The 24,640-nt window shown below is 70.1% G+C and carries 26 protein-coding genes; 14 read left to right on the top strand and 12 right to left on the bottom strand.

All coding sequences use genetic code 11. From position 1 onward, the window contains the following. Position 1: 1 nt before the first annotated feature. Positions 2-1,330, bottom strand: coding sequence for a M28 family metallopeptidase (locus Hbl1158_RS13975; protein WP_234297862.1), 1,329 nt, complete (start codon positions 1,328-1,330; stop codon positions 2-4). 356 nt (positions 1,331-1,686) lie between these two features. Between Hbl1158_RS13975 and pepF the strand changes: the two genes are divergently transcribed. From pepF to Hbl1158_RS13950, 5 genes are all read left to right on the top strand, one after another. Next, positions 1,687-3,489, top strand: coding sequence for an oligoendopeptidase F (pepF, locus tag Hbl1158_RS13970; protein WP_234297861.1), 1,803 nt, complete (start codon positions 1,687-1,689; stop codon positions 3,487-3,489). Positions 3,490-3,608: 119 nt separating this feature from the next. Continuing rightward, positions 3,609-4,844, top strand: a complete 1,236-nt coding sequence (locus Hbl1158_RS13965; RefSeq protein WP_234297860.1) for a proteasome-activating nucleotidase — start codon at positions 3,609-3,611, stop codon at positions 4,842-4,844. Between the two features lie 190 nt (positions 4,845-5,034). Beyond that, positions 5,035-5,517 carry a pyruvoyl-dependent arginine decarboxylase gene (locus tag Hbl1158_RS13960; protein WP_234297859.1) on the top strand — a complete coding sequence of 161 codons (483 nt, stop codon included), beginning with the start codon at positions 5,035-5,037 and terminating at the stop codon, positions 5,515-5,517. Positions 5,518-5,572: 55 nt separating this feature from the next. Beyond that, the gene (locus tag Hbl1158_RS13955) at positions 5,573-6,619 is read left to right on the top strand and encodes a DUF4352 domain-containing protein (protein ID WP_234297858.1); all 1,047 of its coding nucleotides are present in this window, start codon (positions 5,573-5,575) and stop codon (positions 6,617-6,619) included. Between the two features lie 127 nt (positions 6,620-6,746). Beyond that, positions 6,747-7,127 carry a DUF5811 family protein gene (locus tag Hbl1158_RS13950; RefSeq protein WP_234297857.1) on the top strand — a complete coding sequence of 127 codons (381 nt, stop codon included), beginning with the start codon at positions 6,747-6,749 and terminating at the stop codon, positions 7,125-7,127. 116 nt (positions 7,128-7,243) lie between these two features. Here the strand turns inward: Hbl1158_RS13950 and infB are convergent, their stop codons facing one another. Both infB and Hbl1158_RS13940 read right to left on the bottom strand, forming a co-directional pair. Continuing rightward, positions 7,244-9,067 carry a translation initiation factor IF-2 gene (gene infB, locus Hbl1158_RS13945; protein ID WP_234297856.1) on the bottom strand — a complete coding sequence of 608 codons (1,824 nt, stop codon included), beginning with the start codon at positions 9,065-9,067 and terminating at the stop codon, positions 7,244-7,246. A 159-nt stretch (positions 9,068-9,226) separates the two neighbouring features. Further along, positions 9,227-10,387 (bottom strand): HAMP domain-containing sensor histidine kinase, encoded by a 1,161-nt coding sequence (locus tag Hbl1158_RS13940; protein ID WP_234297855.1) that lies wholly within the window; start codon positions 10,385-10,387, stop codon positions 9,227-9,229. Positions 10,388-10,544: 157 nt separating this feature from the next. Here Hbl1158_RS13940 and Hbl1158_RS13935 point away from each other — a divergent pair, with 157 nt between their 5' ends. Both Hbl1158_RS13935 and Hbl1158_RS13930 read left to right on the top strand, forming a co-directional pair. Then, complete coding sequence (locus Hbl1158_RS13935) at positions 10,545-10,790, top strand: PRC-barrel domain-containing protein (protein ID WP_234297854.1); 246 nt, start codon at positions 10,545-10,547, stop codon at positions 10,788-10,790. Beyond that, complete coding sequence (locus Hbl1158_RS13930) at positions 10,790-11,248, top strand: NOB1 family endonuclease (protein ID WP_234297853.1); 459 nt, start codon at positions 10,790-10,792, stop codon at positions 11,246-11,248. Before Hbl1158_RS13935 ends, Hbl1158_RS13930 begins: the two co-directional genes overlap by 1 nt. Positions 11,249-11,508: 260 nt before the next feature. Here Hbl1158_RS13930 and Hbl1158_RS13925 read toward each other — a convergent pair whose 3' ends face one another. Then, positions 11,509-12,252 carry a CPBP family intramembrane glutamic endopeptidase gene (locus tag Hbl1158_RS13925; protein ID WP_234297852.1) on the bottom strand — a complete coding sequence of 248 codons (744 nt, stop codon included), beginning with the start codon at positions 12,250-12,252 and terminating at the stop codon, positions 11,509-11,511. Between the two features lies 1 nt (position 12,253). Next, on the bottom strand, positions 12,254-13,540 hold the full coding sequence (locus Hbl1158_RS13920; RefSeq protein ID WP_234297851.1) for a glucose-6-phosphate isomerase: 1,287 nt from the start codon (positions 13,538-13,540) through the stop codon (positions 12,254-12,256). 209 nt (positions 13,541-13,749) lie between these two features. Between Hbl1158_RS13920 and Hbl1158_RS13915 the strand changes: the two genes are divergently transcribed. Further along, complete coding sequence (locus tag Hbl1158_RS13915) at positions 13,750-14,328, top strand: hypothetical protein (protein ID WP_234297850.1); 579 nt, start codon at positions 13,750-13,752, stop codon at positions 14,326-14,328. Between the two features lie 184 nt (positions 14,329-14,512). Then, a complete protein-coding gene (locus tag Hbl1158_RS13910) occupies positions 14,513-15,046 on the top strand; it encodes a DUF5812 family protein (protein WP_234299542.1) in 534 nt (177 codons plus the stop codon). A 120-nt stretch (positions 15,047-15,166) separates the two neighbouring features. Here the strand turns inward: Hbl1158_RS13910 and Hbl1158_RS13905 are convergent, their stop codons facing one another. Genes Hbl1158_RS13905 through Hbl1158_RS13895 form a run of 3 tightly spaced genes read right to left on the bottom strand, consistent with a single transcriptional unit; the run spans position 15,167 to position 16,791 of the window. Further along, positions 15,167-16,237 (bottom strand): hypothetical protein, encoded by a 1,071-nt coding sequence (locus tag Hbl1158_RS13905; RefSeq protein ID WP_234297849.1) that lies wholly within the window; start codon positions 16,235-16,237, stop codon positions 15,167-15,169. Continuing rightward, positions 16,234-16,419 (bottom strand): DUF4177 domain-containing protein, encoded by a 186-nt coding sequence (locus tag Hbl1158_RS13900; RefSeq protein WP_234297848.1) that lies wholly within the window; start codon positions 16,417-16,419, stop codon positions 16,234-16,236. Before Hbl1158_RS13900 ends, Hbl1158_RS13905 begins: the two co-directional genes overlap by 4 nt. Before the next feature lie 60 nt (positions 16,420-16,479). After that, positions 16,480-16,791 (bottom strand): hypothetical protein, encoded by a 312-nt coding sequence (locus Hbl1158_RS13895; RefSeq protein ID WP_234297847.1) that lies wholly within the window; start codon positions 16,789-16,791, stop codon positions 16,480-16,482. 425 nt (positions 16,792-17,216) lie between these two features. On the opposite strand from Hbl1158_RS13895, the gene secF reads away from it, so the two are divergent. The 4 genes from secF to Hbl1158_RS17200 all read left to right on the top strand — a co-directional run bounded on the left by secF (position 17,217) and on the right by Hbl1158_RS17200 (position 20,247). Continuing rightward, positions 17,217-18,095: a protein translocase subunit SecF gene (gene secF / locus Hbl1158_RS13890; protein WP_234297846.1), complete on the top strand. Its 879-nt coding sequence runs from the start codon at positions 17,217-17,219 to the stop codon at positions 18,093-18,095. Next, positions 18,092-19,660 carry a preprotein translocase subunit SecD gene (locus Hbl1158_RS13885; RefSeq protein ID WP_234297845.1) on the top strand — a complete coding sequence of 523 codons (1,569 nt, stop codon included), beginning with the start codon at positions 18,092-18,094 and terminating at the stop codon, positions 19,658-19,660. The genes secF and Hbl1158_RS13885 overlap by 4 nt, the downstream gene beginning before the upstream one ends. A gap of 76 nt (positions 19,661-19,736) precedes the next feature. Continuing rightward, positions 19,737-20,057 (top strand): hypothetical protein, encoded by a 321-nt coding sequence (locus Hbl1158_RS13880; protein ID WP_234297844.1) that lies wholly within the window; start codon positions 19,737-19,739, stop codon positions 20,055-20,057. A 58-nt stretch (positions 20,058-20,115) separates the two neighbouring features. After that, on the top strand, positions 20,116-20,247 hold the full coding sequence (locus Hbl1158_RS17200; protein WP_255764103.1) for a hypothetical protein: 132 nt from the start codon (positions 20,116-20,118) through the stop codon (positions 20,245-20,247). A 30-nt stretch (positions 20,248-20,277) separates the two neighbouring features. Here the strand turns inward: Hbl1158_RS17200 and rnhB are convergent, their stop codons facing one another. The 4 genes from rnhB to Hbl1158_RS13860 form a co-directional block, all read right to left on the bottom strand. Beyond that, positions 20,278-20,967 carry a ribonuclease HII gene (rnhB, locus tag Hbl1158_RS13875; RefSeq protein WP_234297843.1) on the bottom strand — a complete coding sequence of 230 codons (690 nt, stop codon included), beginning with the start codon at positions 20,965-20,967 and terminating at the stop codon, positions 20,278-20,280. A 60-nt stretch (positions 20,968-21,027) separates the two neighbouring features. Further along, positions 21,028-22,455 carry a tRNA pseudouridine(54/55) synthase Pus10 gene (locus Hbl1158_RS13870; protein ID WP_234297842.1) on the bottom strand — a complete coding sequence of 476 codons (1,428 nt, stop codon included), beginning with the start codon at positions 22,453-22,455 and terminating at the stop codon, positions 21,028-21,030. A gap of 74 nt (positions 22,456-22,529) precedes the next feature. Continuing rightward, complete coding sequence (locus Hbl1158_RS13865) at positions 22,530-22,832, bottom strand: hypothetical protein (protein WP_234297841.1); 303 nt, start codon at positions 22,830-22,832, stop codon at positions 22,530-22,532. Between the two features lie 190 nt (positions 22,833-23,022). Further along, complete coding sequence (locus Hbl1158_RS13860) at positions 23,023-23,220, bottom strand: hypothetical protein (protein WP_234297840.1); 198 nt, start codon at positions 23,218-23,220, stop codon at positions 23,023-23,025. 195 nt (positions 23,221-23,415) lie between these two features. Between Hbl1158_RS13860 and Hbl1158_RS13855 the strand changes: the two genes are divergently transcribed. After that, the gene (locus Hbl1158_RS13855) at positions 23,416-24,627 is read left to right on the top strand and encodes an amidohydrolase family protein (RefSeq protein ID WP_234297839.1); all 1,212 of its coding nucleotides are present in this window, start codon (positions 23,416-23,418) and stop codon (positions 24,625-24,627) included. Positions 24,628-24,640: the final 13 nt, after the last annotated feature.

Here is a 24,640-nt window from a genome sequence, read left to right as displayed (position 1 = left end):
CTCACGCCCAATCCTCGGGCCACAGCCCAGCGGCCTTCATCCCCGGCTCGAAGTCGGCCTCCCGGAACGCCGCCTCCAGTTCGTACTCGTCGAGCGACGGCACCTCGGTCGACTCGTCGGCCAGTTCCCGGATCGACAGCGCCGCCAGCGCACCGTGTTCGCGGATGCACCGGTCGTCCACCTTGTCGCGGGTGTCGGCGTGGGTGTGACCCCATCCCCGCCCGCGCTCGCCGGAGTCGGAGTGTAACTGCAGCGCGGGCACGCCCCGGCGGACGAACGGCCACTGGTCGGAGAACGGGTGCGGCTCCTCGCGCACCTCGATCGGATGTCGCGTCTCGTCGCTCACGCGATCGGCGACCCCGGCGGTCGCCTCGGAGGTGTGCGTCATCGCGACGAGGTCGCGAAACCGGCCGGCTCCGTCGAGGTTGACGACGGCCTTCACTCCGTCCAGGTCGGTCGTCGCCGCGAGGTGTTCGGAGCCGAGCAGCCCCGTCTCCTCGCAGCCGACGGCGGCGAACCGGACGCCGATGTCGGGGTCGGCGGCGGCGAGCACCCGCGCGGTCGCCAGCAGCGTCGCGATCCCGCAGCCGTTGTCAAGCGCGCCCTCCGCGATGTCGTGGCCGTCGTAGTGTGCGACCACGAGCACGGACTCGTCGGTCTCGGGACCCGTCCGCGCGAGGACGTTCTGTGACTCCCCCTGCACGGTCTCGGCGTCGACCGACAGGTCGGCCTCCCCGCCCTCGCTGGCGTACTCGGTGAGCCACGCGCCCGTCTCCGCGCTCACGCCGACCGCCGGGATCGCCGCCTCCTCGCCGAAGGTGAGCGACCCGGTCGGCGGCAGCTGTCCGGGCACGTGGTTGACGAAGACGAACGCCTCCGCGCCCGCCTCGGCGGCGGTGCCGAACTTCTCCATCCGGTGGACGAACCGCGAGTCGCCCGGCGTCGTCGTCGAGGCGACGGCGATCTTCCCGTCCACGTCCGTCTCGTCGATCTCCGCCGGTGTACCGTATCCCACGTCGACGAGTTCGCCCGACGCCTCGCCCGCGGGGCTGTACGGCAGCGCGATGGCGTCGAACGTGCGATCGGCGGGCGCGGTGAGCCGCAGCGTCGTCTCGCCGCGTCGCCACTCGGTCGCGTCGAACGGCTGTCTCCGGACGCGGTCGAGTCCGATCTCCTCGAACGCGGCGGCGACGAGGTCGGCTGCCCGCGCCTCGCCCTCGCTCGCGCCCATCCGACCGCCAAGCGCCGTCAGATCGGTGATGAACTCCCACGGCGTGGTGTCGGTCCAGGCGCGACCGACCGCCGCGGCGATGTCGTCGTCGAGATCCATGCCGACGGGATCGGCCAGCGGCGGCAAAAGTCCGCGGGTGAGCGTCCCTCGTGCAGTCTGTCGAACCGAGCGATTCCCGTGCGATAGCGGGCATTCTATATCGCGCTATTTGATTTATAGAGGTGCCGGGTGGGTATCCCCGTTGGCGTCGATACGCCGGTACGAACGTGTTCCCCGCGAGTCGCCGTACGGGTGGCTCGCCGACGCGGGGCTCAGTCGGCCGCGGCCGTCGGCGGCCCCCGGCGAGACGCTCGTTTCGCCTGGTCCACCGAAAGCGCCACTAACGGGGCGCTTGCGGGCGATTCTGCCGGGTCTGCTTGGCAAGACTTACCACCGCGCACGGGCGAGACCCGTACATGAGTTCGGTTCCCGAGCGATCCGAGATCGACGCGGAGTACAAGTGGAGCATCGACTCCATCTACGCCGACGACGGGGCGTGGGAGGAGGCGTACGAGGAGTGTGAGGAGCGCCTCGACGACCTCCGCGCGTACGAGGGTCGCGCGACCGAGAGCGCGGCGACGCTGCGCGAGCTGCTCGACACCTACGAGGCGGTGTTCCGCGAGGTGTCGAAGGTGACCTCGTACGCCCGGCTTCGTTCGAACGAGGACACCCGCGACCAGGAGTATCAGGCGATGTCCTCGAAGGCGCAGGCGCTGTCGGCGGAGGCGTCGAGCGCGTCCAGCTATCTCGAACCCGAACTCCAGGAACTCGACTGGAGCGACGTGGAAGAGCTGATCGACGAGGAGCCGGCGCTCGCCGAGTACGAGCACTTCCTCGACGACGTGCTCCGGATGAAGCCGCACACGCGCTCGGCGGAGGTGGAGGAGCTGCTCGCGGACCTGAGCGAGGTCACCGGAGCCGCGAGCGAGGCGTACTCGATGCTGTCGGACGCGGACATGACGTTCCCGACGGTGGAGGACCCCGCAGGCGACGACGTCGAGATCTCCCAGGGCAACTTCACGACGCTGCTCCAGAAGCCGGACCGCGAGTTCCGCCAACGCGTCCACGAGGAGTTCTACTCGGAGTGGGAGACCGTCCGCAACACCGTCGGCACGACGCTCGCCAAGAGCGTCAAGAAGGACGTGAAGATGGCCGAGGCGCGCAACTACGATTCGGCTCGTGAGGCTGCCCTGAACGGCCCGAACGTCCCCGTCGAGGTGTACGACACGCTCGTCGACACCGTCCGCGACAACCTCGACTCGCTGGGCCGCCACGCCGACCTGAAGCGGCGGGCGCTGGACGTGGACACGCTCGAAATGTGGGACCTGTACATGTCGCTGACGGGCGACGAGGGCCCCGAGATCAGCTACGAGGAGGCCAAAGAGCACGTGGTCGAGGCGGTCGCGCCGCTCGGCGAGGAGTACCAGCAGCGCATGGCCGAGGGGCTGGAGTCGCGCTGGGTCGACGTGTACGAGAACCGCGGGAAGCGCTCGGGCGCGTACTCTGCGGGCACCTACGACACCCAGCCGTTCATCATGATGAACTACCAGGACGACGTGTCCTCGATGTACACGCTGGCTCACGAACTGGGTCACTCTATGCACTCCGAGTTGGCGAAGGACGCCCAGCCGTGGCAGTACGCTGATTACGAGATCTTCGTCGCCGAGGTCGCTTCCACGGTCAACGAGACGCTCCTCACGAGGCACCTGCTCGAGAACGCCGACTCCGACGAGCTTCGGGTCCACGCGCTCGACCAGTACCTCGAACGCTTCCGCTCGACCCTCTTCCGCCAGACGATGTTCGCGGCCTTCGAGCAGGCGATCCACGAGCACGACGAGGCCGGCAAGCCGCTGACGCCCGACGTCTTCGACGAACTGTACGGCGACCTGAAGGCGGAGTTCTACGGCCACGTCGACGCGAACGTGGACGAGCACATCCGCCGCGAGTGGATGCGGATCCCGCACTTCTACTACAACTTCTACGTCTACCAGTACTCGACGGGCATCTCGGCGGCCGCGGCGATCGTCGACCGCATCGAGGACGAGGGTGAGGTCGCCGCCGAGGAGTACCGCGCGGCCCTGCGAGCGGGCGGCTCGGAGTACCCGATCGACGTGCTCGAGATCGCCGGCATCGATATGACCGACAGCGAGCCCATCGACTCGGCCATCGCCGTCTACGACGATTACCTCGACGAGGCCGAGTCCCTGCTGGAACTGTAACCCGGCGACCGTTCGCGGGAGTCGCCGCGATCGGCCTCACGTCGGGTCGGCCGAACGAGGGGCGAACGCCCCCGGGACCCAAAGCCACATTAACGGCCGACGCTAACCGTGACCAAGAGATGTCTCGGAGTCCGTCCCTTCCAGACCGCCCCCGCCTCGATCTCGACCCCGACATGAGCGACGGGGAACGCCTGGAGGCGTTGCGCAAGCACTTCGAGCGGATCGTCCGCGTCAACGACGAGCTGGACGACCGCCTCGAACAGGCCCAGGGCCGCCGTACCGAGCTCCGCGAGGAAGTCGACGAGCTCAAGCGGCGCAACGAGACGCTGAAGACCTCATCGCTGTACATCGCTACCGTCGAGGAGCTCACCGAGGACGGCGCGGTGATCAAACAGCACGGCAACAACCAGGAGGTGCTCACGGAGCTGTCCTCTCGCCTCGACGACGAACTGGAGGCGGGCGACCGCGTCGCGATCAACGACTCCTTCAGCGTCCAGACGGTGCTCGACGACGAGACCGACGCCCGGGCGCAGGCGATGGAGGTCGACGCCTCCCCCGAGGTGGAGTACGCCGACATCGGCGGCATCGACGACCAGGTCAGGGACGTCCGCGAGGCCGTCGAGGACCCGCTCGTCAACGCCGAACAGTTCCGCGAGGTGGGCATCCAGCCGCCCAGCGGCGTCCTGCTGCACGGGCCGCCCGGGACGGGCAAGACGATGCTCGCGAAGGCCGTCGCCAACGAGACCGACGCCACCTTCATCAAGATGGCCGGCTCCGAGCTCGTCCGGAAGTTCATCGGCGAGGGCGCGCGGCTGGTGCGTGACCTGTTCGAACTCGCCAACGAGCGCGAGCCCGCCGTGATCTTCATCGACGAGATCGACGCCGTCGCCGCCAAGCGGACCGACTCGAAGACCTCCGGCGACGCGGAGGTCCAGCGCACGATGATGCAGCTGCTCTCGGAGATGGACGGCTTCGACGACCGCGGGGAGGTGCGCATCATGGCCGCCACCAACCGCTTCGACATGCTCGACGAGGCGATCCTCCGTCCGGGTCGGTTCGACCGACTCATCGAGGTGCCGAAGCCCGGGCCCGAGGGTCGCGAGCGCGTCCTCGAGATCCACACCGAAGACATGAACGTCGCCGACGACGTGGAGTTCGCCGACCTCGCGCTCCAACTCGAGGACTACTCGGGCGCGGACATCGCCGCGCTCGCCACGGAGGCGGGAATGTTCGCCATCCGCGACGAGCGCACGACCGTCCGCCGCGAGGACTTCGACCGGGCCCGCGAGAAGGTCGAGACCGACGACGAGGGCCCCGTGTTCAACGACGGCGAGTTCGGTCGCTACCAGTACTGACGACGGCTCCGACCCGCGGCGCGTCCTTTCGATCCGCTCGCGTTCGCCAGCGACTGCGACCCCGGAACTGACCGTCGGCGCGCCCGGAACCGACCGTCGACCCGGCGTCGCACCGTCGCACCGACGCGGTGGTCCCCCGGCCGCGACCGCGATCCGACACGCACTTTCGGCCTCCCGCGCGTTCTCCGACATGGAGATCCACGTCGCCGCCGGCGTCGGCCGCGGGCCCACCGAGCTGGCCGCCTACGACGCCGCCCTCGCCGACGCCGGGGTCGGCGACTTCAACCTCGTCGTCGTCTCGTCGGTCGTCCCCGCCGACGCGACCGTCAGGTCCGTCGAGACCGTCCCGGACCTGGGGTCGCCGGGCGACCGCCTGACGGTCGTCCAGGCGCACGCGTCGGCGACGCCCGCCGACGCCCACGACACGGACGCCGTCACCGCGTGTCTGGGCTGGGCGACCGGCCCGGGCCCGGGGCTGTTCTACGAGGCCGAGGGCACCGACGCCGACGCCGTCCGCGAGACCGTCCGCGAGGGGCTGGCCGCGGGCCGGGACCTCCGCGAGTGGACCTTCGACGACGAGGAGACGCGCGTCGCCACCGTCGAGACCGACGAGGGGGCGTTCGTCGCCGCCGTCGTCGTCGCCGCCTACGGCGAGGGCGAGCCGATCGCCTGACTGGTCGGCCCGCACGGGGCAACTTACTTGTCAAGTCGGTGTACATCGGTGGGGTATGCGGAGGCGAACGTTCCTCTCGATCGGCGCTGCGGCGACGGCGACTTCCTTCGCCGGCTGTTCGTCCGGCGGGAGCTCGGACAGCGGCACGAACGCAGACACCGCGACAGACGCAGACACCGCGACGGACGGGTCACCGACCGACGCCGACACGGCCTCGCCGACGGACGAACCGATCGAGGTCGAGTCCACGGTCGAGACGGCCGTCGGCGGACTCGTCCGCGGCCGGAACCTCCGACTCGTCGTCGAGTCGATCGACCGCGCGGACTCCTTCGACGGCACCCAACCCGGCGAGGTCAACGAGTTCCTCACCCTCCGGTTCGCCGTCGCGAACGCCAGCGACTCGCCACGGTACGCGTTCCACACACACTCCCCGAGGCTCGTCGACGGGACGGGCGAGACGTACGACTCGAAGTTCGGCGGGATCGAGAACCGCCCGCTCGCGGCCGTCCTCGTCCCGGGAGAGGTCGAACGGGCCAGACAGATCTACGAGGTGCCGACCGACGCCACTTTGACGGCTCGATTCGATCTCGATCCCGACCACTTCGGCGGCGTCGAGACCGCGGAGGTCGCGCTCGACTCGACGACCGACGGGCCGACGCTTCGACAGGAGTTCGATCGGTCACATCCGGAGATCGGCGAGCGGGTGAGATCCGGCGGGTACGGCCTCGCCGCCACGGTCGACTCCGTCGAGTTCTCCAGAACCGCCTTCGACAGGCAGGCGGGCGAGGGCAACGAGTTCGTCCTCGTCGACGCGACCCTCGTCAACGAGCGTGACGAGACGATCGAGGTGTTGGGTACCCGCTGGGGGATCAAGTTCGCCGACGGCCGCTCGCGCCACTCCCCGCGACAGTCGTTCTACGAGAACGATCGCCGGCTGACCGCCACGATGTCGCTCGAACCGGGCGAACACGCGTACACGTTCGCGTACGAGGTTCCGAGCGACGCCTCCCCGCTGTACTTCTACTTCCGGTTCGGACCCGGATCCTACCTCGGGGCCTCGGAGCTTCCCGATCCGGCCAAGCGCGTCTGGAAGCTTCGGTGACCGCGACTCGGCCGAGTCGTCCCGGCTCGGTCGGCCGGTCGGCGCTCGTCTGCACCCCTCTATCCGCGTCCAGTTCACCACCGCCGACGGCTTTATGAACGAAAGCCGCCAAGCGAGGGCGTATCTGATGAACGGCAACAACCCCTACGCGGGGGCACCCGGCGTCGTCGACGCGGGTCGGCCCGAGGAGGTCGACCTCACGACCGACCAGAAGGACGCGCTCCGGCGCGCCGTCGCCAACATCGTCACGCGCACAGAGTCGTACCTACCCGACGGCTACGCCGTCGGCTCCGAACTCTCCTACGGCTCCGGCGGCCCCGAGGCCACCGTCGCCGTCCGACCGCCGGTGGGCCACCCCGTCTCGGCGGGCTTCGCGCCCGACATCGAGGACGTCGAGTCCGGCCTCGACGCCGAGGACCGCGAGGAGGTCGCCCGTGGCCTCGCCGCCAGCGCCGCCGCCCAGGTCATGTCCGCCGTCGGCGACGACCTCGAACCGACCGCGCGGTAGTCGCGGCGCTTCGGCTTCGATAGCCCGGCCAATTCCTCCGATTTCCCTCGCAGTCATGCGGTTTCAGTTGGACGCTATCGAAACCTCAGACCGCAGTACGCGCGTCAGATCGGGAGCTACTTCCCCCAGAACGGGTCCGTCTTCCGACGCTTCTCCAGATACGCCTTTAGTGCCTCGATCTCGTCGGCGCGGATCTCCGAGGCGAGTTCCTGTTCGAGGATCTTCGCGTGCTTCTCGGGCAACTCGATCCACAGCTCGTCGCCCTCCTCGATCTGGCGACCCACCGTGGGGCCGTCGATGGCGACGGAGACGCGCTCGCCCGCCTGCGCCGACTCCACGTCGTCGCCCTGGTGTTGGATGCCCGAGAGGGTGCCGACGCGGTTCGGCTCGCTCCCCTCGAACTTCGCGACCGAACGGTTGTTCTGGACGGTTCCGGAGACGACCTCGACGCCGACGACCGCCGGGTCGTTCTGCCGGAAGGTGTGGTCCTCGAGGATCCGGAAGCGCGCCGGTCTCGTGATCTTCTCGAGGACGTTCTCCTGTTGGGCGCGCTCCAGGTCGGCGACGTGCTCGTCGTACTCCTCGACGAGCTGGTAGATCACGTCGTCGGCGAACAGGCGCACGTCGCTGTGCTCCAGCGCCTCCTCGGCGTCGGGCAGTACGTCGACGTTGAACCCGAGGATCACCTGGTGTTTGGACTCCTTTGCCGTCTCGGCCACCGTCACGTCCCGCGGGGCGATGTCGCCGACCTCGGCCCGGAGGATCGGCACCTCGGCCTCGTCGAGGGCGTTGGCCATCGCCTCCAGGCTGCCGAGGGTGTCGGCCTTGACGACGACGCCGTCCTCGGCGGTGTCGACCTCGATCTTGGCGAGTTCCTCACGAACCTCGCGTTTGACCGCCTCCAGCGCCGCCTCGTCGTCGCCGCGGACGACCCGGACCGGCGCGCCCGACATCGCGTCGTCGAGGTCGGGCGCGGCGATCTTCACGCCCGCCGCCGCGCGGACCTCCTCGACGCGCTCGAACTGCTTCTCGGCGCGGATCTCGGCGTTCGGACGGGGCTGCAACAGGGCGCGGACCTCGGTGACGATCGGCTCGTCGCGGCCGCCGACGACGATCGTGTCGCCCTCGCGGACGACCCCGTCGTACAGCACCACGTCCAGCGTCGCGCCGAAGCCGCGCTCGTCTTTCACCTCCAACACCGTCCCGACGCCGGGGCCGCTCACGTCGACGGACATGTCCTCTTTCATGTACCGCTGGGACAGGCCCATGAGGACGGTGAGGAGGTCCGGGATCCCCTCGCTCGTCAGCGCCGACACCGGCACGACGCCGATGTTCGAGCGGAAGTCCTGGACGCGCCAGTAGAAGTCCGCGGAGAAGCCCGCCTCCGAGAGATCGCCGATCAGCTCGTAGAGGTTCTCGTTGAGCCGGTCTTCAGCGCGGTCTGACTGCGCCTCCAGCGACCGCTGGATCGGCTCTCCGTCCTGCGGATTCCACCCGGGCGTCGTGTCGACTTTGTTGGCGGCGACGACGAACGGCGTGCCGGTGCGCTTGAGGATGTTGATCGCCTCCTCGGTCTGTGGCTGGAAGCCGTCGTTCACGTCGACGACGAGCACGGCGATGTCCGCCAGCGCGCCGCCTCGGGACCGGAGCGTCGAAAAGGAGTGGTGTCCCGGCGTGTCGATGAACAGCAGCCCGGGCAGGTCGAAGTCCGTCGGATCGACCAGCGAGCCGGCCATCTCCGAGATGGTGTCGAGCGGGACCGCGGTCGCCCCGATGTGCTGGGTGATCGCGCCGGCCTCGCCCTCCTGGACGGCGGAGCCGCGGATGCGGTCGAGCAGCGTGGTCTTTCCGTGGTCGACGTGGCCCAGCACCGCCACGATCGGCGTGCGAAGCGGGCCGGCGTCGGTCGATGCGTCGGCGTCCGAGTTGGTGTCTGACATGGCTGAATCCCTCTCTGCGGCGAAGAACGGTTCCTGTGGGTACCGAACCGCGGACGCGAAGTAAGGGCTTCGACTCCGTCGACCGCCGGACGCGACGCGGCGTCGCCGGCGGGCCAGTCCGTCGCGGGCGGGTCGGTCCGTCGTCGTCGCCGTCGCCGGCTACTCGCCGTCAGCGTCGACCGTGACGCCGGTGATCTCGAAGCGGGCCCCGCCCTCGGCGCTCTCGGTCGCGCGGATCTCCCACCCGTGGGCCCCGACGATCTCCGCGACGATCGCGAGGCCGAACCCGGTCCCGTCGTCGTCGGTCGAGTAGCCGCTCTCGAACACCGATTCCCGGACGCCTTCGGGGATCCCGGGCCCGTCGTCGGCGACGTAGAAGCCGTCGCCGTCGCTGTCGCTGTCGCCGTTACTGTCGCCGTCGCCGCTGTCACCCTCGATCGCGCCGACGGTCACGGTCACGTTGGAGCCGCCGTGCTCGATGGCGTTCCCGAACAGGTTCTCGAGGAGTTGCCGCAGGCGGTCGGAGTCGGCCCGGACGGTCGCGGCCGTCTCGACCGACAGCGTCGCCTCGGCGGTCGCCACCGTCTCCCAGCAGCGGTCCGCAAGCCCCGCGAGCCCGACCGGCTCGGTGTCGCTGATCCCCTCGCCCTGGCGCGCGAGCTCCAGCACGTCCTCGATCAGCGCCTCCATCCGGTCGTGTGCGTCCGCGACGGTCCGCAGGCGCTCGTCGTCGCGCTCCTCGCGGGCCAGCGCGAGGTGACCCTGCGCGACGTTCAGCGGGTTGCGGAGGTCGTGAGAGATCACGCTCGCGAAGCGTTCCAGCTGCTCGTTGTGGCGGGTGAGCTCCCGCTCGTTCGCCTCGAGTTCGCGCGTGCGTTCCTCCAGTTGTTCGGTGCGTATCGTCGCCTTCGTCTCCTCGACGCCGATCAGCAACCCCCCGATCGAGCCGATCGTCAACGCGATCGCCTGCGTCCCGACCGTCCACTCGGCGCTGACGCCGGGATGCACGTCGCGCAACAGGATGAAGCCGTACATGACCGCGATCCCGCCGAACGACCACGCGAGGATACGCGGATACCGAGTCCTGGCGATCGCCGATCGCGGCATCCACAGGCCGGTGTACACGAAGGCCACGGCGGGGGCGGCGACGAACACGAAATCCAGCAGCACGACCAGCGCTTCCTCCCCCGTAGTGAACGCGCGGACCCCCTGCGCGATCGCCACCAGCAGGAGGAGTCCGCCGCCGGCCGAGATAAGCGACGGTAGCGGGAGCGTTCGTCGACTCGACGTCCCGCCATCCGGCGGGTCTGGCCTACCCATCTGTGACCGTGTGTACCCCCGTCGGTCGATATATCTGTGGGATCTGTTCACCGTACCCGATACGGTATTTTCGACTCCGGCGACGCCGTCGCCCCGTCGGGCCGGTCGGACGGACGCCAGCGTGGCGTTTATGACCGTCGCGTCTGTGGTCGTGGGTATGGCAGACATCCTCGCCGAGAACCTCTCGGGAAAAGCCGTCATGGGCTCCGACGGCACCGAACTCGGCATGCTGTACAACATCACGATGGACCTGAAGACGGGGTCGCTGTCGGACCTGCTCGTCACGCCCAACGAGGAGCTCTCGCCCGCGCAGGTGCCGTTCGACCGCGACGAGGCGGGACGCTTTCACGTCCCGGTGAGCACGGTACAGGCGGTGAAGGACTACATCGTCGTCTCCACGTGATGGAAGTCCTCGACTCGTCGGCGTTCATCCACGGCTACGACAGCGACGACCGAACCGCCTCGATCCCGGCCGTGCAGTCCGAACTCACCAGCGAGACCGCGCTCCGATTCGACGCCGAGGAGGGTGCCGGAATGCACATCCATGTCCCCGACGAGGGGGCCGTCGGTCGGGTTCGACGCGCCGCCGGCGAGACCGGCGACCTGGCGGAGCTGTCCGACACGGACGTCCGACTGCTCGCGGCCGCGTTCGAACTGGACGCGACGCTCGTCACCGACGACTACGCGATGCAGAACGTCGCCCAGCGCATGGACGTTCCCGTTCACGTCATCGCCCGCGACGGCATCGACGACGAACGCGAGTGGCGGTTCCAATGCGTCGGCTGCGGACGGACGTTCGACGAGAACCGGGACCGCTGTCCGGTCTGCGGGAGCGACCTCTCCCGGAAGAATCCGGCGTAGGCGACGCCGTCCGTGGCTGCGCGGTCCGCGACCCGACGACCGCGACTACGCCGCCGGCGACCCGGCGGCCGAGACTCGGAGAGCGCGACTGCGTCGCCCACGACTCGTCGCGTCCCAAGTCTCCGATTCGCGTCGGAGTCGTGCGGTTTCTCTGATCTCTCGGATCGAAACAGGACCGCAACCCTGCAGGGGATCTCGGTCGATCGTCGACTGGTATCCCTCCCGCCGATCACCCGGTTTCCCGGAACGCCCGTCGTCGCCTACGCGCCCCCGGTCGCAGAGAGGTACTGGATCACGTACTGCACCGCGTTGTACGCGCCGTGGACGACGATCGGAACGACGAGGTTGTCCGTGTACTCGTAGAGGGCTCCCAGCCCGAGGCTGAGCGTCGCCGCGACGGCGACGTAGACGGCCCGTTGGGTCGGGGTGCCGACGCCGGCGAGGTAGTGGAGCGTGCCGAACAGCAGCGACGCCCCGGCGACCGCCCCGGCCGGGCCGAGCGCGCGACGCAGTTCGCCCTGGACGACGCCGCGGAAGACGACCTCCTCGGCGACGGCGACGGTGACGAACGACAGCGGGATCATGGCGAGGAAGTACGCCGGCGGGTTCTCCAGCGCGCGGTTCGTGCTCGGGGTGAGCCCGAGGGCCGCGAAGCCGTAGAGGATCGCGTACCCCGCGACCGTGAGCCCGGCGGCCCCGGCGACGGCGACGAGCGCTTCCCGGCGCGTCGGCATCCGGAACCGGAGGATATCGAGGTCCCCGGCGTACAGCAGGAACAACAGGCCCGCGGCTGTGAGTCCGACGGCGTTGCCGGCGGTACCGAACACTGCCACCGTCGCGGAGTCGGCGGCGAACCCCAGCGCGGTCCCGGCGGACTCGAACGTCGGCGTGAGCACCGATCCGGCGACGACCGCCGAGAGCATCGCCAACAGCGCCTGTCCGCCCCGTACGACCACCGCCCGCGCCTCGATCCCCTCCTCGGGGAGGCCGAGTTCGGTGCTCACCTCAGTTCACCTCGAGGCTCCGTCGGTCGCCGACGGCGTCCGCCTCCGAGAAGTCGCCGCCGCCGAGCAGTCCGCGCGCGGCCTTCTTTCCCCACTCGACGGCCGGCTGGGTGAACGTCGAGACACCGGCGAGTTCGCCGTACAGCACGCAGGCGGCCTCCATGCCGTACAGCAGTTCGCCGAGGCCGCGCGCGTCGACGCGGTCGATCTCCACACGGACGGTCTCGCGGCCGGCGGCCGCGAGGCTCGCCTCGGTCGCGCGGAACTCCGCGTCCAGCAGCGCGTCCAGCGAGGATCCGCCGAGGTACGACAGCCCCTCCAGGTCCGTCTCGGGGATCGCGCACTCGCCGTCGGTCTCCCGCGGTCGCACAAGCGTCACCAGCTTGTCGGCCGGTCCGGCGCGGTACAGTTGGAGTTGGCTGTGCTGGTCGGTCGCGCCGAGGGCGCGAGCGGGCGTCTGTCCGCGACCGTCCTTCCCGAGCGATTCCGCCCACAGCTGGGCGAACCACTCGGCGAACCGCTCCAGCGACTCGGCGTACGGCATCACGGCGTTCGTCGCCGCGCCGCGCTCGGCCAGCGCGTACGTCGTCGCGCCGTAGGCGTAAGCGGGCGACTCGAACAGCGACCCCGCGAGCCGGTCGGCCTCCTCGGCCGCGCCCGCGAGGACGGCGTCCAGGTCCACGTCCGCCAGCGCCGCCGCGAACAGGCCGACCGTCGACAGCGCGGAGAACCGCCCGGGCACGCCCTCGGGCACGGCCAGCCGCGGTAAGTCGCGTTCGTCGGCCATCGCCGCGAGGTTGCCCGCCTCGCCGGTCGTGACGACCGTGCGCTCGGTCCAGTCGACGCCCGCCGTCTCCATCGCCTCGCGGACGACGAGGAAGTTCGACAGCGTCTCGGCGGTCGTTCCCGACCGCGAGACGACGTTGACGACGGTCGAGGAGAGGTCCACCTCGTCCAGGATCGCCTCGACCCAGACGGGGTCGACGTTGTCGAGGTAGCGGCAGTCGACGCCGGTCCCCAGCGCGTCGGTGAGCGTCGCCGCCCCCAGCGCGCTCCCGCCGATGCCGACCGTGAGCAGGTGATTCGGGTCGAAGCCGTCGGCGACCCGGCGGATCGAGTCGGGGTCGCACGTCTCGGGGAGGTTCAACGCGGCGTAGCCGTGTTCGGCGTCGTCGCGTCCGCGCTCGATGCGGTCGTGTGCGTCGGCGACGCGCTCGTCTAGCGCGTCGAGGGACGCCCGGTCCAATCCGAGGTCCCCGTCGAGCGCGCCGCCGATGTCGACGTTCATGCGGGATCCGGTGGTCCCCGTCGGCAAAACCCTGCCGTCCGCCGGGAGCGTCCGGCGTCGCCGTCGGTGTCGCGGTCGCGGCTCCCGTCGCGGTCGCGGCTCCCGTCGCGGTCGCGGCTCCCGTCCCGGTCGCGCTCTCGCCGGCCGTCCGCGCCCGCGACGGAACCGGTGACGGGGGGCTTAACCCCGACGCGGTCCAACGCCCGCCGATGACCGACGCCGAGGGCTCTCGAGTCGCGGACGACCGGGCCGGGGTCACCGACGCCGAGGGCGGATACCGCGGGCTGTTCGGGGCGTTCCCGTACGCCTTCCGCGCCAGCGGCTCGCTGACGTTCAAGTCGTTCGTCGTGTTCGGCGGGCTCGCGGCCGCCCTGTTGGGAGTGCTGTTCCTCCTCGCGCTCGTCACGCTCTTCGGCGCGACCGCGCAGGCGCGCTTCTCGGTCGTCCGGGCGTTCTACGTCGTCGTCGCGCTCGGCGCGGTCGTGCCCATCGTCTCGCCGGTCCTGCTGGTCGCGCGCTCGCACCGCCGCGGGATCGCCCGCCGCCCCGGGTACGACGCGGGGCTCGCGATCGCCGGCTACCTGTTCATCCTGTCGCTGTACGTCGGTATGGTCGCCGCGCTGCCCGAGACGTTCGTCCTCGACGGCGAGACGACCGCCCGGCCGACGCCCGCCGGCGCGTTCGCGCCCGCGGTGGAACTGCTGTACGCGCTCCCGCGGATTGCCGGGCTCGTGATCCCCGCGGTCGTCGCCTGCGCGGTCCCGGCGGTTCACCGACTCCGCCGGTAGCGGCGTCGCCTGCGCGGTCCCGCCGCAGTCGAGGGCTCGCTTCGATCGCGGGCCGGTCCTCCCGCTCGCAGTCGGCCTCGCACCGGCCAACCTCGCACCGCTCGACCTCGCGACGCACGAAACCGGGAAAAGCCTCCCTCTCGTACCGACTGCCATGACCGACCGCGACCCCGACGCCTCCGAGATGGACGCGATCCGCGACGCGCTCGACCGAGCCGGCCCCGACGACGCCGGGCCCGCCGACACCGCGACCGGCGAGAAGGACGGCGTCTTCGTCGTCACCCACGCCGACGAGGACTCCGCGGTCCTGCGCGACGTGGACTCGGGACAGGTGCACGCGCTCTCGTCGAACCCCGGCGTCGACGAGGGCGAGGTCGTCGAGGGCGTCGTCGCGCCCGACCCACCGATGAACGTCTCCTGGCAGCTGATCGAAGTCCACGAGAGCCGCTACGTCCCCGTCGAAGAGAGCGAGGAGCGACCGACGCGACAGTCGCTCGACCTCGCCGACGACCAAGCCGTCGGCGAACTCACCCGCACCGACCGCGCCGGCGACGGGGAACTCCACGTCATCACCGTCCCGGAGGGCGAGACCGACGAGGCGGTCGCCGACGTGCTCGCGGACGACGACGCCGCGCGCTCGCGGGCCGCGAGGCTCGGCGTGAATCGCGTCGAGATCCGATCGGCCCCGGGCGTCGTCGTCGTGCGGTATATGCCCTGAAACGGCCCCCGTCCGACTTCTCCGGCGCGAACGACCGGTCCGAACCCGAGTCCTGTCACTCCAGAGATAAACCTTTTAACGCGATATCGAATCGGTCGACCGCGGCAGATCGGGTCGTGCCTACCGCTGCGACCCGCGGAGGATGAGCGGCCCGATCGCGAGCGTCCGCTTGGCGACGGTGGCGATCCGCGCGATATACGACACGAGGATGAGGAACGGGAGCACCGAGACGGTGAACCCGGCGGCGACCAGCCAGAGCACGTTCGCGACTCCCAGGGTTTCGCCGGGAACGGGTCCGCTCCCAAAGAACGCGAGCGTGGCCCCGGCGACGACGAGAGCCGGCAGCGCGGCGTAGAGGATGAGCTGCGAGAGGTCGACGAGCGCCCACTGGAAGTAGAGCGTCTTGATGTGTTCGCGTGCGGGGCCGTACATCGAGAGGGCCGTCCGCAGATCCGATAGGAGGCGTTCGGTGTCGGGGTCGATCGCGTCCGCGTGGTCGTGTCCGATCCGCTCGACCTGGAAGATCTTCCAGCCGTAGTTGAAGTCCAGCGCGGCGAACACCACCCCGAAGCTGCCGAACGTCGCGCCGTCGAGGCGGTCGCTCACCGTCTCCGCGTTCCCCGTGAGGCTCTCGGTGAACTCGTCGACCTCCGCGCGGAGGTCGTCGTCGTCGCTGTCGGCGACGGAGTTGCGCAGCGCCTCCGCCCGACGCCCGGTCTCCTCGACCAGCCGCCGGAGGAACGCGGAGGGGTCGACCGGCGTCGGCCCGTCGTACAGGTCGCCGACGTACTCGCGCACGTCCATCGTGTTGCTCATGCGTTCGTGCTGGTCCCCGAGCGGTCCGTTCTCCTGAGAGACGACCAGTTGACTGATCGTGACAACCAGCGTGGTGCCGGTGATGATCGCCCCCAGCAACGTCGAGAAGATCGTCCCCTTCGTGTCCCCGGACTCGAGGTTCCCGGCGATCCCGGCCATCGTCCCGACCCCGACCAGCGCGAGGAAGACCGCCAGCCCGAGCACGCCGGCGATGAGCAGCCTGTTCGCCTTGAGTAACACCCACAGCTTGATCCGGCTCTCGTCGGCCCGCTCGCGCATCGTGTTCGCCGTGGAGATGTCGGTGTCCCCCGAGGTCTCGATCTCCGTGTCGGTGCCCGCGTCGGCGTCGACCTCGGCGTCGGGTTCGACGCTCATCGCTCGGCGGGCCGCTTGAGCACGAGGTACTTCGTCCCGCCGCCGACGTAGTCGACGGTGTCGACGAGCTCCCACCCCTCCTCGCCGAGCTCGTTCAGCTCGGCCTTCGGATCGACCGCCTCCTTCTGAGTCGCCCCGCGTGGCGGCTGTAACGTTTCGTATTCCCACGTCTCGGATGCCATGTGCGCACATCGATGGCGGGTATGAAAGTCCCTACGTCGGTCGAAGCGCCGGGAATCGGACTACTCCGTCGGTCCCGCTGCCGACTGCACGCGCCACCCGCCGTCCACGTCGCCGGATCGCTCGACCAACTCGACGGCGGTCTCCTCGCTCACGCGCGGGCCGCCATCGACGGCCTCCACGCGAAACGTGAGATCGAGGGAGTCGCCGCAACAGCCCACGTCGACGAACTCCTCGCGCTCGTCGCCGACGGTCGGTTCGTCGAGCATCCGCCGGAGGTAGCCACGGTACCGGTCCGTTCGGATCTGGTCGCGGCCCCACTCGCTCAGTCCGTCGGGGAACGAGAGCACCACGCGCGCCGCCTCGCTGCTCATATCTCTGATGAGGTACCGCCGCCACATCGACCTGTCGCCCGTGTGTTCGCTGGCTGTCGGTCGGACCGGGCGTTCCGAGACGGATCGACGGGATACGGATGCGCTCCGACTCGAGTCGCGGTCGGGTCGGTGACGTCTCACCCGGCGGCCGGCCGCTTTTATATCGCGGAATTCACTGTACTGATCGGAGACCGGGGACGGCGTGTGCCCGCATCGAGCGCCGATGGTGACCGGAGAACGCGACCGCAGGTGACCGGAGAACGCGACCGGAGATGGACCTCGAACGGACTGCGGACGGCCGGAAAGCTGACGCGGACACGGGACCGCGGATCGACCGGGATCGGTGTCGCGGTCGACGGATCCGGCTGAAACGTCGATAGCGGCGAAGAAGAAGGCTTATTCGGGGCGCGGGGGGAGCGAAACCCATGGCTCGATTCGAGGTACCGGAGGTCGATTACACCCGGTACAGTAACCGGCAGCTCGCGGCGATCCCGCTGGCGGTGTTGGCCGCGGCCCTCCTCGTCATCGGCGGCTCCTACGCCGTCACGGGCGCGCCGGTCGACCCCGGACTCGACTTCACGGGCGGGACGGAGCTTCGCATCGCCGTCGACGCCCCGAACGACGCACAGGCACGCGAGGACATCCGTTCGGCGTTCACGGCGACACCGGACAGCGTTCAGCGGGTCGGGGCGGGTGACGTGTACGTCGTGACGTTCCAATCGTCGGAGGCGAGTACCGACGAACTGGAGGCGCAGGCCGATGACGCCGGTTTCGATATCCGGTCGATCGACTCCGTGTCGGCGAACTTCGGGGCCGACACCCAACAGCTCGCGCTGTTGGGCGTGGGCGTCGCGTTCGCGGGCATGGCGGCGCTCGTGTTCGCGCTGTTCCGGACGTTCGTGCCGAGCGTCGCCGTCGTCGTCTCGGCGTTCTCGGACATCGTCATCCCGGTGGCGCTGATGAACCTCCTCGGGATCGAACTCTCCCTGGGGACCGTGGCGGCGCTGTTGATGCTCATCGGCTACTCCGTCGACTCCGACATCCTGTTGAACAACAGCGTACTCCGTCGTTCGGGCGACTTCTACGAGTCGACGTACCGCGCGATGCGCACCGGCGTCACGATGACGCTCACGTCGCTGGCGGCGATGGCCGTGATGGCGATCGTCGCGTCGATCTTCAGCATCGGGCTGCTCGCGAGCATCGGCACCATCCTGGTGTTCGGGCTGGCTGCGGACCTGATGAACACGTACCTGCTGAACGTGTCGCTGCTTCGCTGGTACCAGTTCGAGGGGGTGGCGCGATGAGCGCGTGGGAGACGATCAAGGGCAACTGGCGGGTCGTCCTGCTGGCGTTCATGCTCGTGCTCTCGTCGCTGTTCCTGTTCGCCCCGGCGTTCGAGCCCCAGGAGGGACCGGCCGCCCAGGAGACGGCGACGAACATCCAGTACGGGCTACAGCTGTCCGGCGGCACGCGGGTTCGCGCGCCGCTTCACGGCGTCACCGCCGAGGAGGTGCAGTTCGGCGAGCAAAGCACCGCCGACGTGGAGCGCGCGGTCGCAGACGAGCTACCGGACGCCGACAGCTCCGACGTGATCGCCAGGTACCAGACGAACACCAGCGGCACCGTCGAGCTGGTGGCCGAGAACGGCACCCAGGAGGGGCTTTCGGCCGCACTCGACGACGCCGGCTACGAGTACGACACCGTCCGCGACGGCGTCACGGAGACGACCCGCGAGGACACAGTCGACGTGTTGACCTCGAAGATCAACGCCGCCGGACTCTCCGGCGGAAGCGTTCGGACGGTCCAGACGATAGGCGGGGAGAACTTCGTCCTCATCGAGGTGCCCAACGACGACCGCAGCGAGGTGATCGAGCTCGTCAACTCCCGCGGGACCGTCCAGATCGCGGCGTACCACCAGGTCACCCGGAACAACACGACCGAGTACGTGAACACGACAGTCATCCGGCAGGAGGACTTCCAGACGGTCGGCACCGCACAGCAGGGCGAGCAGGGCCCCGGTCCGAATGTCCCCGTCTCCGTCCAGCAAAGCGAGGCCGAGCGCGTCCAGCGGCTGTTCGTCGAGACCGGCGTCGCCGGGCAGGGCGGCACCGAGTGCACGTACGGCCAGGAGAACGGGCCGGACACCACCGACCCGTGTATCCTGGTCATTCGCGACGGACAGGTCGTCTCCTCGTTCGGAATGAACCCCAACCTCGCGCAGTCGATGCAGGACGGCGAGTGGGCCGAGGACCCGCAGTTCATCCTCGTCACGGGCTCCTTCGAGCGCGCACAGCAGGTCTCGGTCGACCTGCGCGCCGGCGCGCTCCCGGCCGGCCTCGCGCTCGACGAGGGAAGCGCGACCTCCATCAGCGCCGCCCAGGGTGACGACTTCAAGCGCGACTCGCTGATCATCGGCGTGCTCGCGGTGTTCACGGTCGCCGGCGTCGTCTTCCTCCGCTACGGCGACCCGAAGGTCGCCGCGCCGATGGTGGTGACGGCGCTGTCCGAGGTGGTCGTCCTCCTCGGGTTCGCAGCGTTCATCAGGTACCCGCTGGACCTGTCGGTCATCGCGGGATTCATCGCCGTCATCGGGACCGGGGTCGACGACCTGGTGATCATCGCCGACGAGGTGATGGCCCAGGGCGACGTGAACTCCCGGAAGGTGTTCCAGTCACGCTTCCGCAAGGCGTTCTGGGTCATCGGCGCGGCCGCCGCGACGACCATCGTCGCCATGTCGCCGCTGGCGTTCCTCTCGCTGGGCGACCTCCAGGGCTTCGCCATCTTCACGATCCTCGGCGTGCTCGTCGGGGTGCTCATCACCCGGCCCGCCTACGGCGACATCCTCCGCGCGCTGCTGACGGACCGCTGAACCCGTCCCGGGCCCTCTGACCCGGCCCGTCCCGACACGGCGAACGTTTTTCTCCCGTTCGTGTGACCCGACGCGTGTGCCCTCCGAGTCCGCCGACCGGTCAGAACTGGACCACCGTTCCGACGCCGACGAGGAACCGCTCACCGAGGCCGACGTCGAGCGCATCGTCCGCCGCGTCGTCCGCGAGGAACTCGACGCCCGCGACCGCCGCAGCGGTTCCGTGTGGACTCTCCTCGCCGGGGCGTTCGTGGGGGTCCTCGTGTTGCTTCCGGTGTCGGGAATCGCCCTCTCGGCGCTCGCGGACGCCGGCGTTCCGCTCCCGATCCTCGCGGTCGCGAGCCTGCTCGCCGCGGCCGCGCTCGTCGCCTACGGCTGGCGGCTGCCGCCGTTCCGGTGACCGAACGGCAGTTCAATCCGACCCGATCTATTTGTCGATGCACCGTCACTCGACTGATATGAAAGAGCGGTCGTGGCTATCCGTCGCCGGGATCTGGAAGGGAGCGGTCGACGACCTCGAAACCGCCATCGAAGCAGGCCGTAGGCGATCACGGAACCGAGCGCTGAACCTCGATATCAGACCGGACTGAGGCGACAATTCGTCCCGTATCGGGTTCGGATCAGAACTCCCCCAACGCCGACTGCTCGGCGGCCGCGAGCACGTCGTCGCAGGTGCTCCACGAGCGGCGTGCGCACCCCGGCACGTCGCCCTCTCTGTCGACGTACTCCCGCAGGAACGCCCGCGTCGTCGGGTCCGAGGGGTAGCCGCTGCCGACGCCGTCGTAGCCGCGGTCGCGGTAGGTCGCGTCCAACTCGGCGACGATCCGGTCGCGTTCCACCTTCGCGATCACGCTCGCGGCGGCGACGACGGGGTACGACTCGTCGGCCCCGTGTTCGGCGGTCACGTCGACTGCGACGCCGCCCTCGTTCCCCGCGTCCCCATCGCGACCGCCGTCCGCGACCGCGTCGGCGACCCGGCGGGCGAATCGGTCCTCGTCCACGTCGCCGGCGTCGACGACCGCGCGGTCGCCGTCGGCGGCGACACGGGCGAGCGCCTCCGCCTGCCCCGCGACGGTGAGGGCGTTCATGTCCGTAGCGGGGTCGTCGATGCGTTCGACGGACACGACGGCGACGCCGACCGCGACGCGGTCGTCGCCGCGGAGGGCGGCGTCGAGCTCCTCGCGCCTGCCCGACGAGAGCCGCTTCGAGTCGTCGACCGCGTCGGGGATCGCCCCCGGATCGGCGCGGACCGCGGCGGCGACCATCGGTCCCAGCACCGGCCCCTTCCCCGCCTCGTCCGCGCCGAGCATGGCTGTCGGTCGGCGAGCGCGGTCAAAAGCGTGCGGTTCGCGGTCGGGCCGGTCGGCAGGCTACTCCTCGTCTCCGTTCCCGTCGTCGCTGTCGTCGTCGCCGCCGGCTTCGCCGCCGTCGCCGTCCGCGCGACCGTCCTTCAGGAAGAAGCCGGAGTCCTCGAACGGCTCGTCGCGCCCCTCGACGACGAGCACGTCCAGCGCCGTCACCGCGGCGTCGACGCCGAGCAGGCCCGCGAGGCTGGGTTCGGTCCGCCCCTCGTCGCCGGAGATCAGCTCCTTGATGTAGAGGCCGCCCGCGCCGTGGACCTCGACTGTCGCGTGGCGCGCGTCCTCGCGGTCGGCGGTCACCTCGTGGGCGACGCGGGTGCGGGTCTTCGCGGCGCGGCGGTGGTCGACGCGGTTGGGGGTGTACTGTTCGATCGTCGCGCCGTCGAGGGCGTCGACGGCGTCGGCCAGGTCCTCGTCAGCCACGTCGTCCGCGAACTCGACGCTCGCGCGGTAGCGCTTGGTCGCGTCGAGTTCCTTCACCCGCTCGACCATGTCGTGAGCGCAGCGTCGGAGCCCCTCGACCTCGACCTTTCCGTCGGCGAAAGCGTTGATGTCGGCCTCCAGACGCTCGACGTCGACCTCGCGGCGGCGCGGTTCGTCCACCTCGATCACGAACGGGCGGCCGGTACCGAGCATCAGCGCGTCCACGTCCTCGCGGCCCGCGCCATGGAAGGTGGAGTCGACGCCCTCCATGACCTCCTCGACGACGGGGGCGGTCAACTGCTCGACGCTCTCGGGGTACAGATACCCGGAGCCGTCGCAGGTGTCACACGGCTCGCGGCCCTGCCGGCCCGAGCCGCGGCAGTCCGAGCATGGCCACTCCGTCTGGGGGATGTCCCGCTCCAGCTTCCGGTAGCGGCCGTACACGTGCGCGGAGTTGACGGTCGCCTCGACGCGGTCGGCGTCCACGTCGAGGAGGAACTGGACGTGCGGGCGGTCGAAGTCGACCTCGGTGCCGGTGACCCGCCCGACGCGCTTGCCGACCTCCCTGTTGAGTTCCTTGCGCAGCGGCTCGCCCGCATCGGGGTCCATCCCGGCGTCCTCGCGCAGGAGACGGTCGTTCTCCTCGGCCAGCGGCGGCACCCGGGTGCCGACCTGGTAGGTGGCGAACTCGTAGTCGGCGACGGCGTCGGCGGCGCGCTCGGCGAACTCGTCGAGGCGCTCGAAGACGCCCTCGCACACCCAGCAGTCGCCGGCGTCCCCGGGTTCGTAGTCCGCGTCGTCCGCGAGCGCGACGGCGACGCGGAGGCCGCGGCCGCGCTCGTGGTTGCCGAGGCCGAACGAGCGCTCGGCGAACGGGCGGCCCAGGCAGTGGTCACACAGCGGGCCGGTCGCCAGGAGGTCGCGGGCGGCGTCGAGAACGTTGGGGACGCCGCCCCCCTCGGTGGAACCGGCGTCGTCGCCGCCGGCGTCGGCGGGCGCGTCGGAGTCGGTCATACCCGGTCTCGTCGCGGCGGGCGGTAGGCCCTTTCGGTCGCGTCGCGGCGACGGTGCGAAGTCGCCCCGCGCCGTTACTCGCCGGCGACGGCGGCGTGCTCTGCGGCGTCAGGGGGGACCGAGCGGACGGCCGCGACCGCCACGTCGCTCACGCCGAACCGCTCGGCGAGCGCGGCGGCGACGGCCTCGCGTTCGTCGCCGGCGTCGGCCGCGAGTGCGACCGTCGTCTCGGCCTCGACCGTGAGGTCGTTGAGGCCGGGGCTGATCGCCCGGATGTCGAGCGACTCCACCGCCTCGACGGCGTCGGCGCGGCGGAGCTTCGTTTCGGCACCCTCGGCGAGGTCGCCGGGGGCCGATCGGGACACGCTGATCGTCATGCTGGCGTCGGCCAGTCGATGTCGGTGGACCGACATAGACTCCCTGCGCGACTCGAACGCGCGAGCGGGCCGGCCCGGGGGAGCGGGTCGGCCGCGCGACTGTCGACGACGGTGAGCGACGACCTGAGCGGTATGCAGAACGTGGTGGCGTCCGCCTCCGCCCGGGTCGACCCGGCGCACCGTCGCCGCGTCACGCGGCGACTGAGGCGGACGGTACGAGCGCGGAGGCGGCATACCCCGTTCCGACGCCGTCGCCGGTCCCGTTCGCGGTCGCCGTCGGGGCGGCGAACGCGGCACGGGACGGGGCGACTGCGTCGGAGGCCGACCACCACGCGTACCCGCCGGTGCCGAGCGGCGGCCGAGCGGTGACGGTGATGTGATCGGTCATCGGGGTCCTCCGACTCTCGTCGTGGTTCACACGTTACGGGGGGAATTCTTAACTGTTGCTCAGGGGTGGTACCACGTCTCATACGGCTACGTGAACCGCTGGGATCCCGTCACGACGATCCGCCGGACGCCGGACGGGCCCGACCGTCCGTTTCGAACCGAAATACTTTCCGAGCGCTCCGCCAACCGCGGTGCAATGAGCGACGCAGACGGCGACGCGGTCGTGGTTCGCGGCGGGACCGTGCACACGCAGACCGAGCGGGGAACGATCGAGGGCAACGTGCTCGTCGTCGACGGCGAGATCGCCGCCGTCGGCGAGGTCGACGCGCCCGCGGACGCGACCGAGGTCGACGCGACGGGGATGGAGGTCACTCCGGGCCTGATCGACGCCCACAGCCACGCCGGGATGGCCGAGTGGGCGGAGCCCGAGGACGGCGACTTCAACGAGGGGACGAGCGCGACGACGCCGCACGTCAACGCGCTCGACGGCTTCCATCCCCGCGACGAGGAGCTGAAGGGGGCGTTCCAGAACGGCGTCACCACGGTCTCCGCGCGGATGGGTTCGGGCAACGTGATCGGCGGGATCATCTGTTCGATGAAGACGTACGGCACAGTCGCCGACCGGATGCTGATCGCGGAAGACGGCATGAAGGCCGCGATGGGCGAGAACCCCAAGCGCTTCCACGGCGAGCGCGAGGGCCGTCAGCCCTCGACGCGCCCGGGCGTCGCCGCGACGCTGCGCGAGGAGTTCATGGCGACGGAGGACTACCTCGAGGCGCGCGAGCACGCCCGCGAGAACGACGAGCCGTTCGAGCGGGATCTGGGTCGGGAGAACCTCGCGCGCGTCCTCGAGGGAGACCTCCCGCTGCGGGTGCACGCCCACCGCTCGGACGACATCGCGACGGTGTTCCGCATCGCCGAGGAGTTCGGCATCGACCGGCTCTCGATCGAACACGCGACGGAGGGCCACGTGATCGCCGAGGAGTTCGCCGAGCGCGACGTGCCCGCGATCGTCGGCCCGTCGTTCTCCTCGGCCTCGAAGTACGAGCTCCGCAACATCACCTTCGAGACGCCGGCGATCCTCCACGAGGCGGGCGTCACGGTCGCCATCCAGACGGACGCGCCCGTGCTCCCCCAACAGCACCTCGACGTGTGCGTCGGGCTGGCGGTCCGCGAGGGGTTCCCCGAGGCGAACGCGCTCGACGCCGTGACGACCAACCCCGCGGAGATCCTCGGGATCCGCGACCGCGTCGGCGACCTCGCCGAGGGGACCGACGGCGACCTCGTCGTCTGGGACGGCCCGTTCCACGAGATGGGGACGCGGAGTCAGTACGTCGTGGTCGACGGCGAGGTCGTGTTCGACCGCGAGCGCGACGACGTGGACCCGAGAGAGGAGTACGCGTGGTGAGCGAGGCCGGAGC

It is taken from the genome of Halobaculum sp. CBA1158 (assembly GCF_021431925.1).
In the GTDB taxonomy this organism is placed as follows: Archaea; Halobacteriota; Halobacteria; order Halobacteriales; family Haloferacaceae; genus Halobaculum.
Note: the sequence above shows the minus strand (reverse complement) of the source record. Positions and strands in the feature narration are given on the sequence as shown.

Excerpts from the sequence above, each read along its gene's own strand:
- Hbl1158_RS13975 (WP_234297862.1), bottom strand. The coding sequence starts at position 1,330 with ATGGATCTCGACGACGACATCGCCGCGGCGGTCGGTCGCGCCTGGACC.
- pepF (WP_234297861.1), top strand. The coding sequence starts at position 1,687 with ATGAGTTCGGTTCCCGAGCGATCCGAGATCGACGCGGAGTACAAGTGG.
- Hbl1158_RS13965 (WP_234297860.1), top strand. The coding sequence starts at position 3,609 with ATGTCTCGGAGTCCGTCCCTTCCAGACCGCCCCCGCCTCGATCTCGAC.
- Hbl1158_RS13960 (WP_234297859.1), top strand. The coding sequence starts at position 5,035 with ATGGAGATCCACGTCGCCGCCGGCGTCGGCCGCGGGCCCACCGAGCTG.
- Hbl1158_RS13955 (WP_234297858.1), top strand. The coding sequence starts at position 5,573 with ATGCGGAGGCGAACGTTCCTCTCGATCGGCGCTGCGGCGACGGCGACT.
- Hbl1158_RS13950 (WP_234297857.1), top strand. The coding sequence starts at position 6,747 with ATGAACGGCAACAACCCCTACGCGGGGGCACCCGGCGTCGTCGACGCG.
- infB (WP_234297856.1), bottom strand. The coding sequence starts at position 9,067 with ATGTCAGACACCAACTCGGACGCCGACGCATCGACCGACGCCGGCCCG.
- Hbl1158_RS13940 (WP_234297855.1), bottom strand. The coding sequence starts at position 10,387 with ATGGGTAGGCCAGACCCGCCGGATGGCGGGACGTCGAGTCGACGAACG.
- Hbl1158_RS13935 (WP_234297854.1), top strand. The coding sequence starts at position 10,545 with ATGGCAGACATCCTCGCCGAGAACCTCTCGGGAAAAGCCGTCATGGGC.
- Hbl1158_RS13930 (WP_234297853.1), top strand. The coding sequence starts at position 10,790 with ATGGAAGTCCTCGACTCGTCGGCGTTCATCCACGGCTACGACAGCGAC.
- Hbl1158_RS13920 (WP_234297851.1), bottom strand. The coding sequence starts at position 13,540 with ATGAACGTCGACATCGGCGGCGCGCTCGACGGGGACCTCGGATTGGAC.
- Hbl1158_RS13915 (WP_234297850.1), top strand. The coding sequence starts at position 13,750 with ATGACCGACGCCGAGGGCTCTCGAGTCGCGGACGACCGGGCCGGGGTC.
- Hbl1158_RS13910 (WP_234299542.1), top strand. The coding sequence starts at position 14,513 with ATGGACGCGATCCGCGACGCGCTCGACCGAGCCGGCCCCGACGACGCC.
- Hbl1158_RS13905 (WP_234297849.1), bottom strand. The coding sequence starts at position 16,237 with ATGAGCGTCGAACCCGACGCCGAGGTCGACGCCGACGCGGGCACCGAC.
- Hbl1158_RS13900 (WP_234297848.1), bottom strand. The coding sequence starts at position 16,419 with ATGGCATCCGAGACGTGGGAATACGAAACGTTACAGCCGCCACGCGGG.
- Hbl1158_RS13895 (WP_234297847.1), bottom strand. The coding sequence starts at position 16,791 with ATGAGCAGCGAGGCGGCGCGCGTGGTGCTCTCGTTCCCCGACGGACTG.
- secF (WP_234297846.1), top strand. The coding sequence starts at position 17,217 with ATGGCTCGATTCGAGGTACCGGAGGTCGATTACACCCGGTACAGTAAC.
- Hbl1158_RS13885 (WP_234297845.1), top strand. The coding sequence starts at position 18,092 with ATGAGCGCGTGGGAGACGATCAAGGGCAACTGGCGGGTCGTCCTGCTG.
- Hbl1158_RS17200 (WP_255764103.1), top strand. The coding sequence starts at position 20,116 with ATGAAAGAGCGGTCGTGGCTATCCGTCGCCGGGATCTGGAAGGGAGCG.
- rnhB (WP_234297843.1), bottom strand. The coding sequence starts at position 20,967 with ATGCTCGGCGCGGACGAGGCGGGGAAGGGGCCGGTGCTGGGACCGATG.
- Hbl1158_RS13870 (WP_234297842.1), bottom strand. The coding sequence starts at position 22,455 with ATGACCGACTCCGACGCGCCCGCCGACGCCGGCGGCGACGACGCCGGT.
- Hbl1158_RS13865 (WP_234297841.1), bottom strand. The coding sequence starts at position 22,832 with ATGACGATCAGCGTGTCCCGATCGGCCCCCGGCGACCTCGCCGAGGGT.
- Hbl1158_RS13860 (WP_234297840.1), bottom strand. The coding sequence starts at position 23,220 with ATGACCGATCACATCACCGTCACCGCTCGGCCGCCGCTCGGCACCGGC.
- Hbl1158_RS13855 (WP_234297839.1), top strand. The coding sequence starts at position 23,416 with ATGAGCGACGCAGACGGCGACGCGGTCGTGGTTCGCGGCGGGACCGTG.